Below are 15,030 nucleotides of genomic sequence, written 5' to 3'. Positions count from 1 at the left end.
TTAACGCCCCGTTTGCATGGCAATTTTCTTTTTATAATATTCGACGAAGTTGCGCAATAGATCTTTTCCTGAAGTGGTCAAAATAGATTCAGGGTGAAATTGTACTCCTTCAATTGGTAAATCCTTATGACGAATGGCCATAATTTCTCCTTCTTTTGTCCATGCGGAGATCTCAAAGCATTCAGGCAAAGTCTCTCTTTTGACGATTAATGAATGATATCTTGTTGCTGGAAAGGGATTTGGCAATCCTTGAAAAATCGTCTTTCCATCATGATACATTTCGGATGTTTTCCCATGCATCAGCTTTTCTGCACGAATTACATCTCCATTAAATGCTTGGGCAATTGCTTGCTGACCTAGGCAGACACCAAATATCGGGATTTTTCCTGCAAATGCTTTAATGGCATCCAAGCTGATTCCAGCCTCATTTGGACTACACGGCCCAGGAGAAACCATTAAGAATTCAGGCTGTAGTGTTGAAATCTCCGCAATTGACGTTTGATTATTCCGCTTAACCACCAATTCTTCACCAAGTTCACCTAAGTATTGCACTAAGTTAAAGGTAAAAGAATCGTAATTATCTATCATAAAGATCATCGCTCTACCTCCTCTGCCATTTCTTTCGCTTTCCATAATGCCGCTGCTTTTTTCATCGATTCTTTGTACTCATGCTTTGGATTAGAATCAATAACGATACCGGCACCTGCTTGGACATGAGCCATCCCATCTTTAACTAGCATGGTTCGGATGATAATGTTTAATTCTAAATCACCGCTAAAATCAATCCATCCAAGCGAACCGGTGTACACTCCACGTTGGACAGGCTCAAGTTCCTCAATTATTTCCATTGTTCGAACTTTAGGCGCACCAGTAATGGTCCCACCAGGAAAAACAGCATCAATAATATCAAAGCTTGTTTTGTCAGCGGCTAATTCCCCTCTTACATTGGAAACAATGTGCATGACATGGGAATATTTTTCAATGACCATAAATTCATTAACCTCGACTGTCCCATACTTACATACTCTCCCAAGGTCATTCCTCTCTAAATCCACCAGCATTACATGTTCCGCACGCTCTTTTTCGTTTTCAATTAATTCATTAGCAAGTGTGACATCTTCTTCGTGATTCTTTCCTCTTGAGCGAGTGCCTGCGATTGGACGGGTTCTTACTTCTTGTCCATCTTTTTTAACAAGAAGTTCAGGAGACCCACTTACAAGTTGAAAGTCTGGTGTATGTAGATAGGCCATATATGGAGAGGGATTTAAGGACCTTAGTTGTTCATACACTTCAAGTGCTTCTACTTTAATCGGTTTTGATTGGCGGACAGCAAGGTTCACCTGAAAGACATCGCCCTGACCAATATAATGTTGAATCTTGATTACAGCCTGAATAAATTCATCTTCAGTCATCGAAACCTCTAGATTCTTTTGGTTAGTTCCTTTAACGATATTTTCTTGACGAGTTGGGAGGTGTCGAAGCCATTTTTCTTCCCAAAAGGATATTTTCTCCTCGATTCCATGATCATTTTCAGCTAGGAACAAAAGCCACAAAATATCTTCTTTATGGTCATAGACAAACCATTCTTTCACAATAAAAAAGTAGATTTCCGGCATTTCTAAATCATCTGTTGCTAAATCCGGAAGCACTTCAATGTAACGAGCATAATCATAGCTTATGTATCCAATCGCACCGCCAAGAAAACTAGGAAGACCTTCTATTTTATCGACATGGAATTGGCTCATGTATTCCATCAAGAGGTGGAGCGGATTTCCTTCCTGTCTCTCAGTACCATTTTCATTTTGAATTTCAAGTATATGATTTTTCCCTTTGATAATAGTCTCAGGCTGAAAGGCAGCAATGCTGTAACGCCCTCCGCGACCGCTTTCCAATAGCACATGATGAGTACTATTCTCTGCTAGTACACGATATTGACTGAAAAACCTTGAATAAGTAAAAGGAATTTTCTTACTGTATAAATGAAGCTTCTTCAACAAATTCACTCCTTAGCTTTTCTCTTTTCTCATCATACTTGAAAAGGGTGTCAGGCACCACCTAATAGTGTGGTGCACGATAATGACAATGAACTTTTTCCCTGAGAACAGAAAGAAGCCCATCCATTTTCTGGATAGGGCTTCTTTTTTTAAATTAAATAGTCTTTTGTGAGTAAGTGATTAGGAAATCTTTTTCAGTTCTTCTGTTAATTTTAGGAATAATTCCTTATCCCCATGTTGTAATGTGTGGTCGATTTCCTTGCGGATTTTCTCCCTCTTAAACTCTAGTAGGGCATTATTTAGAAACATCTCTGCAACAACAGCATCTGTATTCTCATCCGATTGTTGTGGTGAATTAAGTAATTTCTTTTCCATGGAAATCAACTCCTTACGTTTTTTCTAATTATACAAGTAGTTTTCTAAAAATTCAAATATTTTATTTTAAAAAAGCAAAAAAAATTTCAAAAAAGGAAAATGTGGTGTCAGGCACCACAAAAGGACACTTGTCCGCGGTGAACGGACAAGTTAATTTTTAGTGGATTTGGCTTTCAAATAGGGTGTTTCTTTGGTTGAATTTGGTGATGAGTTTAAGTAAGACGCCATTGGCGATGAGTAATCCTACCCCTATCAAGAATAAGGTTAGTGGACTTAAGAAGAAGAGCCCGCTCACTTGACTGATGATAAGACCGACTACCGGTAAAACCATAATACCTCCAAATTGCTGCGCTTCTTGATAGGATTTTAATCTTGCGGAAACTAACACATTCATAACGATATTAAAGATCACTAAGGCAGGGATAACCCAAAACATCAAAATTAGCCATGTCGAATCCAAATATAAAATTTCATTAAAAACGCGATAAGATATTAGATTTACAATCAAGGCATTAAGTAAAAATGCCACAAAAGTAATGAATATTGTCGGGATAAAAGAAGCAATCACCTTTCCCAAGAACAATTCAGTTATAGTTATTGGTGCGAATAGTAAAGTTTCCAATGTATTTCTCTCCTTCTCTCCTGCAAAACTATTGGATGAAGTGACTATAGAATTGATGATTGCTGTCATTAAGAAAAACGGAATCAACATAAAATTTAAAAAGAAATAAACCGATTTGTACCCCAATGACGGTAGCGTAGCTAATGTATGTCTCATGTCTTCATTTGGAAAGTTTTTGATTATTGCATTGATTGGTTTTTCTAAATCCTTAGAGGATTCACCGATTAATTCGGTATTTAGACCAACGTAAGCAAATATGGCTGGTAAAAGGATACAAAGCACTAAAGGAAGGATGATCATTGGAACCCAGATCTTTTTGGACGAAAAAGTACTTTTTAAATCTTTATGAGCAACGGCCGCAATGATGTTCTTATTCATGACTTTCACCCCTTATTTTAAAATAAAGTGACTCCAGACTTCTATTGGTAATCTCACATGAGTGGATCCACGATTCACTGAGAATCTCCTTAAGTAACCCGGCAATTTCATTTTTTGACGGAAGGGTGAATTCGATAAAATAAGGATCCTTTCGAAGGTAAGTAAAACCCTTGTATGTGTTTGCGGCGATGGGCATTAGTCCAGTTTCAACCAATAAGGTAACCTCAGTTAAATATCTATTCTCTAATTCACTTCTCGTTCCCTTTTCAATGATTTGACCGTCCTTTAAAAATAGGAAAGAATCACATGTGGTCTCTAGTTGGTGCAAGACATGTGAACAGATGACAATCGTGACCTTTTCTTCCTTATTTATTTTTTTCAAGTAATGAATCACATCGTTTATTCCTTCAGGATCTAAACCATTTGTCGGCTCATCCAAGAACAAAAGTTTAGGCTTATGGAGCAGCGCCTTTGCAAGGGTAATTCTTTTTTCATCCCTGTCGAAAACGTGCCGACCAAATGGTCCTTTTTCTCCAGCATTTCAAACTGTTCGAGCAGATGAGTGATTCGTTTCGGGTTATAAGCATTATAGATTTTAGAAAAAAAGACTAGATTGTCCCACGCACTCATGTCATGGTACAAAGCAGCACTTTCCGTAACAATACCAGCCTTCATTCTGATTTCATCACCCTGTGTTTTCGGGTCATAGCCCATTACCTTCATTTTTCCGTTTGTCGCTTCAATTACTCCATTCAGCAAGCGAATCATCGTTGTCTTCCCCGCCCCATTTGGTCCAAGCAGCCCAATAATATTTCCTTCCTTAATCGTAAAAGACACATCCTTTAAAATATCACGCCCATTAAAAGCCTTATTCACATGAAGTGCTTCAATAAATGTCAACCTACATTCCCCCTAATTTGGTGTCAGGCACCGCAAAAAGACACTTTCTCCTTTTTGTCCGCGACGGATGGACACCTCTCCAAAAATAACCAATTTTAATAAATTTTATCAGATTTGTATGGATGGTTTGTACTATTATTTGAACTTTTTTATTTATTGCAGATAATTATGTTCCTGATTTTTTGGCAACTTTTTTTGTGTATGTACAGACTTTTAGGGAACATTAAACTCATCTATTTTATTAAGGAAGCAGGTGAGAGATATTGATGGAACAAACTGTCTTAGCAGGTTATCAACCAGTAAATAACATTAATGTTTATTACGAGTTTTATCCTAACCAAACATCTGAAAAAACGTTTGTTTTATTACATGGCTTTCTTTCTTCCACCTTCACATTTCGCCATCTAATAACATTATTGAAACAGGACTACCAAGTATTATCGGTTGATCTTCCCCCATTTGGAAAAAGTGCAAAATGTAACCGATATGTATATTCTTATAAGAATCTAGCCCAAACGGTAATCAAACTGACTGAAACTCTAGGCTTAAAAAAAATGACTTTTATTGGTCATTCCATGGGTGGACAAATCGTTTTAAATATCCTTCATATGATGCCTGAGCTTGCAGACAAAGCCATTCTTCTCTGCAGTTCGGCCTATCTCAAACGATCTAAATTTCCTTTAATAATCACAAGTTACTTACCATATTTTCATCTTTTTGTAAAATACTGGTTTGCGCGAACGGGAGTAAAGAAAAATCTTCAAGACGCACTTTATAATCACACCATCATTAATGATGAGATGATTAATGGGTACTTACAACCGTTTTTAACGGACGAAATTTTCGTAGCACTTACAAGGATGATTCGTGATCGTGAAGGAGATTTGCCTGTAGAGATTCTTAACCAAATCAAAACGCCCTGTTTATTACTGTGGGGAGATCATGATAAATCAATGCCTCTAAATATAGGTGAGCAGTTAAATAAAGATTTGTCCAACTCTGAGCTAATTGTATTAAAGGATTCTGGACATGCACTTCCTGAGGAACGTCCTAGCGAAGTATTTGAATATATCAAAGGTTTTATTGATAAATACAAAACGGCAGCTGAAGCATAGCTGCCGTTTTTGTTATTCCAGATGTGTTGTTTAAACGTTCTTATTTAAACCAGCCTTTTTCTTTAGATTGAGTAATGGCCTCAATACGGTTTTTTACTTCGAGTTTGTCAAGGATGATCGAAATGTAGTTGCGGACGGTTCCTGTTTTGATACTTAGTGTTTCAGCGATTTCTTTTGTATTTTTACCATCTGCAACAAGCTCTAACACTTCCTTTTCTCGGTCAGTTAATGGATTTTCTTCGCCATACACATCATCCATTAATTCTGGTGCATAAATTCTTCTTCCTGACATCACACTACGGATGGAACTAGCTAGCTCTTCACTTGGACTGTCTTTTAATAAATAACCGTTCACCCCCGCCTTCAACGCCCTTTGAAAATAACCAGTTCTAGCAAAAGTAGTTAATATGATTACTTTACAGTTCAGCCCCTTCAACTCTTCTGCAGCCTCTAGACCGCTCTTTCCAGGCATTTCGATATCCATGATACAAACATCGGGCTGAAATTTCTTTACGAGTGCCACGGCCTCTTCTCCATTTGATGCCTTTCCGACCACTTCCATATCTTCTTCCAAATTAAGAAGTGAACCAAAGGCGCCTAATAGCATTTGCTGGTCTTCAGCAATCACAATTTTAATCATTTTGCTCCTCCTTTTCCATCCCTGGTTTAACATCATTTGGTACGCTTATAATTAAAGTTGTTCCATCTTTGGGCAAAATTTCTAGACTACCGTTGATAAATTCCAAGCGCTCTTTTATGCCAATCAACCCATGACCCTCTTGCAGCGCTTCTTTTTCTCCTTTAAAAACCCCATCATCACGAATAGTCAATACTAATTCTTGCATCGATTGATGAATGGTAATAAAACAAGATTTCGCTCCACTGTGTTTGACAACATTATTAACTGCTTCTTTCATACACATGCTTAAAATATTCTCTGTTAAAAGTGTTACTTTTGCCGGAGTAAAATCTCCTTCACTAATCAAAGTAATTTCTGCAGCGTTAAGGATTTGTTCCACACGGACGATTTCATCGCGCAAACGGATTCCCCGCATGGATGAAACCATTTTCCGTACCTCACTTAATGCAGTTCGTGCTGTTTGTTGCACATCCTTCAATTCATTGCGTGCTTGCTCCGGATCCTTAGCAATTAACTTTCGTGCCAAATCTGTTTTCAATCCAATAAGTGAAAGCTTTTGTCCGAGGGTATCATGAAGATCCCGGGCAATCCTTTGTCTCTCCTCTAGTTTACCTAATTCTGAAATTCGTTTGTTTGCATCCAATAGCTTTTCTTCCAGCTGCCCTCTTTCCTTCCTGTTGTGGATACTAAACGGGAGAAGAATTACACTAATCCAGATGATAATGACAAAGGGCAATTGCTGTAGAAATAGTTTTTCTTGCATGACGATACTAAAGTTTATGGAAACTGACGTACTAAACAAGTGAATAAAATACAAAGTTAAAAAAGCGATTCTTTCTTTAATATTGCCGATAAAATAAGCAAGAAAAAAGGCAAAATAAACATAGCTGAAAAGGCTAGTCGCAGTAATAGAAATACCAATCAGGATCAACGTCCATAAATAAACAATCCAGCCCTTAGAAATAAACGCAATTCGGTAAAGAATGAAGAAGATTAATGTTAGCAATATCCCAACTACAATTTCAATCGTAGAGGAAGATTGAAAAATAAAGTAAAAAGGCAAAATGCCAAGAACCGTCCAAATATACGGGGCAATCCCATTATTTTTTTGAAATGTCAGATATTTTTTTATCATGAACGAAACCTCAATTTCCCTTATCATCCTTTATTCTTCTATCATAACTCAAAGCTGCCCTATTGTACTCTAATACACCACTCATTTTAACTAAAAACATTATCACTTTAAACCCGACAATGTTTTTGGCTTAGACAAGTTGATTCCATATATGTGATTTACACCCATATGTAATATTTTCCAATAAATAAATATATAATAAAATAATCAGAACTTTATACCCGTTTACACCATTCAAATATTGGAAATAACAGTTGTTATTAAAGACTCTTTTCGTAAACTTTGTTGCTTCTGGAGCTTTATAAAGGCAATTACTAAGTTTTTAGGCAATTTTCGCAAAAGTTCTTACAAAACGATGCCACGAAGCTAATAGTTTTACGGTTTGATGAACTTATACGAAAAACAACAATCCTTGCGAAAATAGCCTTATTAAACAACTAGGAGGAATGAATGTTGAGGGAAATATTCAAAAGTTACTCCGAAATTCCTTATTTGCGGCTTGGTGCAGGTGAGCCTTTAGTTTTTATTCACGGCCTTGGTGAAGTAAAGGAGGGTTGGACAAATCAGTTTGAGTTTGCGAATCAGTTTGACTTAATCATTCCTGATTTACGTGGGCATGGAGAGTACATTACCCCTGGGGAGATTTCCATTAAAAACTTTGCCGATGATGTGATTAGTCTATTGAAAGGACTGGGAATTGAAAGCGCGCACATATGTGGATTGTCTATGGGCGGAATGGTCGCACAAGAAATTTATCGTCAATCACCTGAGATGTGTCGATCATTGATGTTAGTAAGCACTTTCCATTATGCTCCAAAGCAGCTCGGGAAGCTTTTTATAAACTACCGAAAAGCCCGCGCAGAAAATAAATCTTCTGAGACTATTGCAGCAAGATCGGCAAAAGTTTGTCTTTATTCTTGGAGCAAGGAGAATATCGAAACCTTCTCCAAATTCTACAAGCCCAACAGCGAATTCTTTTTTAAATCCATGGAGGCTTGTCTAAATGTAAATAACATAACGTTACTCCCAAAGATTAAAGTACCCACCCTAATTATTGGCGGACAATATGATTCGGTTATCCCTGTTTGGGTCCAGTTTTTAATGCATAAACAAATTCGCCACTCTGAGTTTGTCATTTTTCGGAACACTGGCCATATTGTAAAATTAGAGGCAAAAGATGAATTCAACAAGGTTTTAAGAACATTTTTGAACAAACATAAAACGGCAAGTTAGGAGAGGTGGGATAATCCTTCCTCTCTTTACTTGCCAAACATAATCTATTTACATGTACCAAACTTTAATCCACAATCATTTGAAAAGCGGATTGGAGCGGCTAGCTGCCCATTGATCAACAATACCCGCAAATAGACCAGATAATGCAAGACCGACATGCCCTGATTCAACACAAACATAAGTTTTATCTTCACTCGATACTAAATCCATAATTGGTTTACTTTGCTCTTCTAAAACTAAATTGTCTCTAGACCCTGAGACTACGAAAAGATTGGCTCGAATATTTTTCAAATCGGCCGGTTTATTCCCAACCATAAATTCCCCTTTAACTAGCTTGTTACCTTTAACTAATTCATTTCCAAATTGTTTATAGGCTTCACCAGCAAATGGCACTTGATCAAGTGTCCATTTATTCATCCGACGCCACTTTTCAACATAACGGTGATCGTGGGCCCGATTTAAGAGCATGGTATAATTGGTAAAATATATTGGCGATCCAATAGCTCTAAACATCATTTCCACATATTTAGAGGGAACAACCCCATAAACATCTAGAAAATGATCGAGATTAATATCTCCATTTTTGAGACCTTCCGCCCATTTTTCCGGCCCTACAAACGTACTGAAATCAATAGGTACCGTAGCTACGATTAAATTTTTGATTGGTTCTTCGGCTACAGATGCGTAGATAGAGGCAATCGTACCTCCTAAACAATATCCAACGAGTGTAATTTCCTCCGCTTCAGAATGGCGAATGGCCCTCTTTACAGCTGTTTTTAGATATTTCTCGACATAAGTATCGATACCAATCTTTTTGTCTTCATAGCCTGGTGTACCCCAATCCAATAAATACACTTCATAGCCCATGTCAGTTAAGTTTTTTATCACACTTTTCTTTGGGTCAATATCTAAAATGTATGGTTTATTAAAAAGCGAATACACAAAAAATAATGGAATCTCATACTTTTTTTGTTTGGCAGGATAATGCCATAAAACTGATTTATTTTTTCTCCATACTTCAGTCCTTGGAGTTTGACCAACCGTGGGTTCAGGTTCAGATAAAAGTTTAACCACATTTGCCCAGCGGTCCATTTCTTTTTGATAATCAAACTCCGGAATGCTCCCCTTGAAAGGTGCTTCTGTTGCCAAGCTCACCCCTCCATTTCATTTTATTTCGCTGTCCCTGATCCGGCCAACTCTCGATCCACTTCTTTATTCTTTTCAAGAAGACCTTTTATTGACTCGAATTCTTCTTTAAAGTTAGTTAATTTCATTAACTCAAACTTCATTTCTTGGAGTTCTGCCTTTAATTCTTTGGTCTCTATTTGCTCTTTTTTCGTTTTAACTAACTCTGTTTTAAGCTGCTTTGTTAATTTAATGATTTCTTTTGAAATTTCCACAACACTCTCGATTTCCTTGTTCTGGGACTTCATGGTATCCTGCAAATCCCAGATTTGTTCCTCAAGAGCTTCAATTTTTTCCTCGGCTTGGACCGTTAACGTTGCAACATTCGCTATATCATTTTTAGTTGGTAAATTCAAAACACCTGCAAGTGCTTCCTGATTCTTTTTGAATGTCTCAAGATAACGAGAATTAATTTCTGTTCCGGTATTAGACATTTTTATGAAATCCTTGTTATCCGTCCAATGATAGATAAAATCATTTATCTGTTTTTCCCATAAAAGACTAAGCTTATGAAAGGATTCAAATGGATCGTAAGGTTTTTTACCAGACATTACTTCCACTCCTATTTTGTCATTATTTAGATTGATCGGTTGCATTCTTCATATAATTCTGAAACGGCAGGATTGCAGATTTCACTTGCTTAGCAAACATATTTACAAATACTTTTTGATTTTCATATAAAACATTGCTTGTTTTCTTAACACTCTCAATATATTTTTCTCTGCCATTTTTCCGATAAGCGATATACTGTTCAACGGTTTCTACATATTTATCTAAGGCATCTAATTGTCCTGTAATTAATGCTTGAGTTGGGGTTAATAATAAATGAGCTGTTTTATTTTGAATATCCTCAACAACTTTGTTAATTTCTTCATATGATTTCACTGGAAAGAACTGCTGTAGTGGAGTCGTTGTCATAAGTAATTCTTCGCGTGCTCCCTTTTCCCACTCTTTCAGTTCCATCCCAAATTGCGCAGAAATGGTGAGGGCATTTTCCTGATTCTGTTTAAGCTTTTCCACGTAGTTTCTGACCGCTTCCAAGAAAAGTGTATCTCGTTTATTTAAGCGGTCTTCCCAAGCATCTAATTCATTAAATCCTAACTTCCAAAGCAGATCTAAGCTTGATGAATCCTGTTCCTCGTCAACCTCTACTTCTTGATTTTCTAACTCTAATACTTTTTCAATTTTTTTCGTCATGGTCATTCTCCTCCAAATTCAAATCAAATAATTGTTTTAACTCTATTAACTCATCTTCCAAGCTTTTTAGTTTACAGGCATGGATTTCCACTGCTTCCTTTTCCAAAATAGCTTGCAAGTCTTCCCATGATTCACGAATCATTTTTAACTTGTTCCGGTTCTCTTGCTGTCTTTTGTTCATCCAATAGATGGATTCATCCAAAAGATCTAACTTTCCCTCATAATCTACAATTCTTACAGAAATAGCACTTATTTCATCTTTATTTGGAAGGTCAAACTTTTTTAACCTTCTGGTTGTTAGTCTTCTGTGAATTTTTAACTGCTTCACATGTGCATCTATTGCTTTTCCAAATGCAATAGTGAATTTTCTGTTATTTGTGTAGGCATGGATTTTCTTATTCATTTCTGCTTCTATTTTTTTATAAAAAGAATCTCTATCTTGATGCGTGGACTCCATGTACATCCCTCTTAACTAATTGGCCAGTATCTACTATTTAACTTACACTGGCAGTTGTCCCACCGTCAACAACTAGTACATGACCATAAACATAGTTAGAAGCATTTGAGGCTAAAAATAGTGCTGGACCTTTTATGTCATCATCTGAACCAAAGCGCCCTGCAGGTGTACGCTCAAGAATTTTTTCACCTGAGTAGTCCAGAATCGCTTTAGCCATTTTTGTTGGAAAAAACCCTGGAGCAATTGCATTGACATGAACATTATACGGTGCCAGTTTTACGGCTAAATCCTTTGTTAAGGTAATGACCGCACCTTTGCTTGCTGAATACCCAATCGCATCCATCACTAAAGGGTCTTGTCCACCCATACCTGCGATTGAGGCAATATTAATAATTTTGCCGGATTTTTGCTCGACCATAATTTTACCAACTGCCTGAGAAAATAGGAAAACCGCTTTGAGATTGATGTCCATTACCTTATCCCATTTATCCTCTGACATTTCTAATGCGGGTGCTCCCCAACTCGTACCGCTGTTGTTAACTAAAATATCGATCCGGCCAAATTCTCTCAGCGTTTCATTTACAACAAACTGGATATCGTTTGGAGTGGCTACATCACATTTCAGAGCAAGTGCGCGAACTCCTTTTTTCTGCAAAGCTTCTGTCAATTGTTGACACGCATCTAGGTTTCTAGAACAGATGACCACATTTGCCCCTGCTTCCGCATAGGCGACCGCAATTTGCTGACCTAGACCTCTTCCTCCGCCAGTAATTATAGCTGTTTTCCCTTTTAAACTAAAAAGCTCTTGCGTATTCACGGCTATCACTCTTTCTATTAAGCTTTTACTTTTAATTTTTCTTGATCTCTTATGACTCGTCGAAGTAGTTTTCCTACTGAAGATTTTGGCAAATCTGCAAGAATTTCTACTGCTTTTGGCGCCTTATATGGGGCAAGGTTATCTTTCCCAAACTGTTTGATTTCCTCTTCTGAAATGGTATATCCTTCTTTTAATTTAACAAATGCCTTTACTGTTTCCCCACGATAGGAATCTGGAACACCAATAACAAGCACCTCTTCAATTCCCTCTAATTGATAAAGGACATCCTCGATTTCACTGGGATAAACATTGTATCCGCTTGCAATAATCATATCCTTTTTCCGGTCAACGATATAAAAATAGCCGTCTTCATCCATTTTTGCGACGTCTCCCGTGAACAGCCAGCCGTCTTTTAATACTTCGGCCGTATCTTCTGGGCGGTTCCAATAACCTTTCATGACTTGTGGACCTTGGATTATTAATTCCCCTTCTTGTCCAACTGGTACATCAACATACCCATCCGGAGTCTGATGAACAATTCTGGCAATTGTACTTTGGACAGGTATTCCAACACTTCCATATTTCCTTGGCACAAACGGCGGACTAAAAATAGCTGTTGGTGCTGACTCAGAAAGGCCATACCCATCGAGTAACATTGCCCCTGTTTTCTTTTCAAACATTTTTATTTGTTCTACGGGTAGTGGGGCACCGCCGCTGCTTAGGTAATACATTTCATTAAAACTACATGTATCTAAATCTGGCTGGCTATTTAGTGCAAAATACATGGTTGGAACCGCCGACATTTGGAAGGGCTTTTCACGGTTAATTGTTTCCATTACTTCTCTAACATCAAAACGAGGTAAGACAATTTGATTAGCACCTTCCCTAATTCCACATAGCGCCACACTAGATAATCCATATACATGGAACATTGGCAGGACGGTGATCATCTTTAAATTTTCTGGTTTATAATCACAAGTTTTATAGGCAAAATCACAAACTTGATTGAAATTGGCCAGGAGGTTGCGATGAGTGAGCATGACACCCTTAGATACACCTGTTGTTCCACCAGTATATTGTAAAAGGGCTACGTCCTCGTATTGGTCTATCTCAACTTCAGGGATATTTACGTCCTCATGTAAAAATTCATCAAAATAGTGGTCACCTTCAGCTAGGTCGACTCTAGTTCCACCGAAACTTACTACGATAACCTTTTTTAAGTTTGTTTGAGATTGTAATGCTTTAATTTTTGGATAAAATGCATCTAACGCGACTATGTATTCAGAGCCAGAATCATTTAAAACGTGTTCTATTTCTCTTTCTACATACATTGGATTAACTTGAACAGCTATACCACCTAAACGAAATGTACCGAATAGCGTGAATATATAATGCGGGGAATTTGGAAGCATAATAGACAGACGATCACCCTTGGTAAATCCTGACCTATGTAGGGCTGCAGCAAATTTATCGGTAATCAGTTTTGTATCGTTATACGTCCAAATGTTTCCGTAAAAAGTAAAGGCAGGATTGGTGTTATAACGTTTTACTGAACCATGTAAAAAATCATAGAGAGAATTGTGTTCAATATTCACATGCTCGTTAATTCTTGGATCATAAATTTTTAACCACGGCTTTTGCTGATAAACCATTAAAACGATGCCTCCTCAAGATTTTTAATATCAAATAGTAAATATTCCATTTAAAAAAGCTGTAAATTCTACTGAAGCGGTCGTCAATATCATTAATTAGAATATTAATATAGTTACGATTATTGTAGTTTAATGTGGTTTTGTAAACCTCCCTCTTTCGACAAAATTCCACAAAATCCTCCGAGTCATGAAGTAATATATAACCAACGCTGTAATATTAAGCAACCGTTTTCAAAAGACTTACTCAAAAACAGGAAAAATGACGAAAATTGTCGGAATATTTTTTCAGTATTTCTCATCCCAAATCGTAAAAAATGTAATTTACAGTCACTGAACCACTTAATCTCCCCACACCCAAAGAACCCTTAAACCAAGAAAGTATTATTCTCCTATAATACTTCTAGGTGTCAGGCACCAAAGAAATACACTTGTCCGCCTGAAGAGGACATGCGAAATTGTTACGTTTCTATTATTCTGAATTTTATAAAAATTAATACTTTACAAATTGTGGTAGTGCCATTTATGATATATAACAATAGGAGGGGTATGTTTGAGTAAAGTTTCTTTTAGTTGTTCTGAAATTCCTTACTTACGTTTTGGTGCTGGTGAACCTTTAGTCTTTATTCATGGTTTAGGAGAGGTAAAGGAGGGCTGGAACAATCAGTTTGAATTTGCGGATCAGTATGACTTGATTATTCCTGATTTACGAGGGCATGGTGAGCATATTACGAATGAGAAGATATCTATTCCACAGTTTGCCAGTGACATTATTACTCTATTAAATAACCTCCAGGTTGAAAGCGCCCATATTTGCGGATTATCAATGGGCGGAATGGTAGCCCAGGAAATTTATCGTCAGGCTCCCCATATGTGTCGATCATTAATGTTGGTAAGCACCTTTCATTTCATCCCTAGACACTTGGCAAAGTTAATAATAAACTATCGAAAAGTTCGCTCATTATCTACAACCCCAAGTTTACCAAAAAACACGGCTGCACGTATTTCACTTAATTCATAGAAAGGTAAAGTTTATCAAGACTTTCATAAATTTTACCAACCTAATCACGAGGTTTTTCTAAAATCGGTTAAAGCATGTCTGGAAGTGAATAATTTAAAACTACTTCCTAAAATAAAAGTCCCTACATTAATCATGGGATCCCAATATGATTCTGTCATCCCTGTATGGATCCAACTATTAATGCACAAACAAATTCGCCACTCTGAATTTGTGATCCTTAGGAACACTGGTCATATTGCCAAATTAGAACAGAAGGAGGCATTTAATAGAGTTATTCGCAACTTTTTGAAAAAACACTCAAAAGTAAGTTAA

18 protein-coding genes are annotated in these 15,030 nt (G+C 37.1%); 4 read left to right on the top strand and 14 right to left on the bottom strand.

All coding sequences use genetic code 11. The features are described from left to right. The 6 genes from pabA to ACJ004_RS01325 form a co-directional block, all read right to left on the bottom strand. Window positions 1–597, bottom strand: coding sequence for an aminodeoxychorismate/anthranilate synthase component II (gene pabA / locus ACJ004_RS01350; RefSeq protein ID WP_410890755.1), 597 nt, complete (start codon window positions 595–597; stop codon window positions 1–3). Further along, window positions 594–1,994: an anthranilate synthase component I family protein gene (locus ACJ004_RS01345; protein WP_410890754.1), complete on the bottom strand. Its 1,401-nt coding sequence runs from the start codon at window positions 1,992–1,994 to the stop codon at window positions 594–596. The genes pabA and ACJ004_RS01345 overlap by 4 nt, the downstream gene beginning before the upstream one ends. Window positions 1,995–2,174: 180 nt before the next feature. After that, on the bottom strand, window positions 2,175–2,369 hold the full coding sequence (locus ACJ004_RS01340) for an IDEAL domain-containing protein (RefSeq protein ID WP_410890753.1): 195 nt from the start codon (window positions 2,367–2,369) through the stop codon (window positions 2,175–2,177). Between the two features lie 157 nt (window positions 2,370–2,526). Beyond that, a complete protein-coding gene (locus tag ACJ004_RS01335; protein ID WP_410890752.1) occupies window positions 2,527–3,369 on the bottom strand; it encodes an ABC transporter permease subunit in 843 nt (280 codons plus the stop codon). Next, on the bottom strand, window positions 3,362–3,808 hold the full coding sequence (locus tag ACJ004_RS01330) for a hypothetical protein (protein ID WP_410890751.1): 447 nt from the start codon (window positions 3,806–3,808) through the stop codon (window positions 3,362–3,364). Before ACJ004_RS01330 ends, ACJ004_RS01335 begins: the two co-directional genes overlap by 8 nt. Then, window positions 3,784–4,269 (bottom strand): ATP-binding cassette domain-containing protein, encoded by a 486-nt coding sequence (locus ACJ004_RS01325; protein ID WP_410890750.1) that lies wholly within the window; start codon window positions 4,267–4,269, stop codon window positions 3,784–3,786. Before ACJ004_RS01325 ends, ACJ004_RS01330 begins: the two co-directional genes overlap by 25 nt. 266 nt (window positions 4,270–4,535) lie before the next feature. Between ACJ004_RS01325 and ACJ004_RS01320 the strand changes: the two genes are divergently transcribed. Then, window positions 4,536–5,384 (top strand): alpha/beta fold hydrolase, encoded by an 849-nt coding sequence (locus ACJ004_RS01320; protein WP_410890749.1) that lies wholly within the window; start codon window positions 4,536–4,538, stop codon window positions 5,382–5,384. A gap of 40 nt (window positions 5,385–5,424) precedes the next feature. Here ACJ004_RS01320 and ACJ004_RS01315 read toward each other — a convergent pair whose 3' ends face one another. Together ACJ004_RS01315 and ACJ004_RS01310 are read right to left on the bottom strand one after the other, a co-directional pair. Then, window positions 5,425–6,024, bottom strand: coding sequence for a response regulator (locus ACJ004_RS01315; RefSeq protein WP_410890748.1), 600 nt, complete (start codon window positions 6,022–6,024; stop codon window positions 5,425–5,427). Continuing rightward, window positions 6,017–7,159, bottom strand: a complete 1,143-nt coding sequence (locus ACJ004_RS01310) for a sensor histidine kinase (RefSeq protein ID WP_410890747.1) — start codon at window positions 7,157–7,159, stop codon at window positions 6,017–6,019. The genes ACJ004_RS01315 and ACJ004_RS01310 overlap by 8 nt, the downstream gene beginning before the upstream one ends. A gap of 450 nt (window positions 7,160–7,609) precedes the next feature. On the opposite strand from ACJ004_RS01310, the gene ACJ004_RS01305 reads away from it, so the two are divergent. Next, window positions 7,610–8,392, top strand: a complete 783-nt coding sequence (locus ACJ004_RS01305; RefSeq protein ID WP_410890746.1) for an alpha/beta fold hydrolase — start codon at window positions 7,610–7,612, stop codon at window positions 8,390–8,392. 75 nt (window positions 8,393–8,467) lie between these two features. On the opposite strand, the gene ACJ004_RS01300 is transcribed toward ACJ004_RS01305, so the two are convergent. The 6 genes from ACJ004_RS01300 to ACJ004_RS01275 are packed head-to-tail and all read right to left on the bottom strand — an operon-like array spanning window position 8,468 to window position 13,700. Then, on the bottom strand, window positions 8,468–9,541 hold the full coding sequence (locus ACJ004_RS01300) for an alpha/beta fold hydrolase (protein WP_410890745.1): 1,074 nt from the start codon (window positions 9,539–9,541) through the stop codon (window positions 8,468–8,470). A gap of 20 nt (window positions 9,542–9,561) precedes the next feature. Next, entirely contained in the window at window positions 9,562–10,128 is a 567-nt protein-coding gene (locus tag ACJ004_RS01295) for a polyhydroxyalkanoate biosynthesis repressor PhaR (RefSeq protein WP_335693812.1), read from the bottom strand. 22 nt (window positions 10,129–10,150) lie between these two features. Next, window positions 10,151–10,774 (bottom strand): hypothetical protein, encoded by a 624-nt coding sequence (locus tag ACJ004_RS01290; protein ID WP_410890744.1) that lies wholly within the window; start codon window positions 10,772–10,774, stop codon window positions 10,151–10,153. Next, window positions 10,758–11,231, bottom strand: a complete 474-nt coding sequence (locus tag ACJ004_RS01285; RefSeq protein WP_410890743.1) for a hypothetical protein — start codon at window positions 11,229–11,231, stop codon at window positions 10,758–10,760. The genes ACJ004_RS01290 and ACJ004_RS01285 overlap by 17 nt, the downstream gene beginning before the upstream one ends. Before the next feature lie 37 nt (window positions 11,232–11,268). Then, complete coding sequence (locus ACJ004_RS01280; protein ID WP_410890742.1) at window positions 11,269–12,048, bottom strand: SDR family oxidoreductase; 780 nt, start codon at window positions 12,046–12,048, stop codon at window positions 11,269–11,271. Between the two features lie 17 nt (window positions 12,049–12,065). After that, window positions 12,066–13,700 (bottom strand): long-chain-fatty-acid--CoA ligase, encoded by a 1,635-nt coding sequence (locus tag ACJ004_RS01275; protein ID WP_410890741.1) that lies wholly within the window; start codon window positions 13,698–13,700, stop codon window positions 12,066–12,068. A gap of 550 nt (window positions 13,701–14,250) precedes the next feature. Between ACJ004_RS01275 and ACJ004_RS01270 the strand changes: the two genes are divergently transcribed. Together ACJ004_RS01270 and ACJ004_RS01265 are read left to right on the top strand one after the other, a co-directional pair. Further along, window positions 14,251–14,718, top strand: a complete 468-nt coding sequence (locus tag ACJ004_RS01270) for an alpha/beta fold hydrolase (RefSeq protein ID WP_410890740.1) — start codon at window positions 14,251–14,253, stop codon at window positions 14,716–14,718. An 84-nt stretch (window positions 14,719–14,802) separates the two neighbouring features. Next, window positions 14,803–15,030 carry an alpha/beta fold hydrolase gene (locus ACJ004_RS01265; protein ID WP_410890739.1) on the top strand — a complete coding sequence of 76 codons (228 nt, stop codon included), beginning with the start codon at window positions 14,803–14,805 and terminating at the stop codon, window positions 15,028–15,030.

Origin of the sequence: Neobacillus sp. 204 (assembly GCF_046562815.1) — a bacterium.
Taxonomy (GTDB): Bacteria; Bacillota; Bacilli; order Bacillales; family Cytobacillaceae; genus Neobacillus.
The sequence above is the reverse complement of the archived record's forward strand: the minus strand, read 5'-3'. Positions and strand labels throughout refer to the sequence as shown.

What these genes read in the sequence shown, in the direction of transcription:
- ACJ004_RS01315 (WP_410890748.1), bottom strand. Translation starts at nt 6,024, where the DNA reads ATGATTAAAATTGTGATTGCTGAAGACCAGCAAATGCTATTAGGCGCC.
- ACJ004_RS01310 (WP_410890747.1), bottom strand. Translation starts at nt 7,159, where the DNA reads ATGATAAAAAAATATCTGACATTTCAAAAAAATAATGGGATTGCCCCG.
- ACJ004_RS01340 (WP_410890753.1), bottom strand. Translation starts at nt 2,369, where the DNA reads ATGGAAAAGAAATTACTTAATTCACCACAACAATCGGATGAGAATACA.
- ACJ004_RS01285 (WP_410890743.1), bottom strand. Translation starts at nt 11,231, where the DNA reads ATGGAGTCCACGCATCAAGATAGAGATTCTTTTTATAAAAAAATAGAA.
- ACJ004_RS01275 (WP_410890741.1), bottom strand. Translation starts at nt 13,700, where the DNA reads ATGGTTTATCAGCAAAAGCCGTGGTTAAAAATTTATGATCCAAGAATT.
- pabA (WP_410890755.1), bottom strand. Translation starts at nt 597, where the DNA reads ATGATCTTTATGATAGATAATTACGATTCTTTTACCTTTAACTTAGTG.
- ACJ004_RS01320 (WP_410890749.1), top strand. Translation starts at nt 4,536, where the DNA reads ATGGAACAAACTGTCTTAGCAGGTTATCAACCAGTAAATAACATTAAT.
- ACJ004_RS01295 (WP_335693812.1), bottom strand. Translation starts at nt 10,128, where the DNA reads ATGTCTGGTAAAAAACCTTACGATCCATTTGAATCCTTTCATAAGCTT.
- ACJ004_RS01290 (WP_410890744.1), bottom strand. Translation starts at nt 10,774, where the DNA reads ATGACGAAAAAAATTGAAAAAGTATTAGAGTTAGAAAATCAAGAAGTA.
- ACJ004_RS01335 (WP_410890752.1), bottom strand. Translation starts at nt 3,369, where the DNA reads ATGAATAAGAACATCATTGCGGCCGTTGCTCATAAAGATTTAAAAAGT.
- ACJ004_RS01305 (WP_410890746.1), top strand. Translation starts at nt 7,610, where the DNA reads ATGTTGAGGGAAATATTCAAAAGTTACTCCGAAATTCCTTATTTGCGG.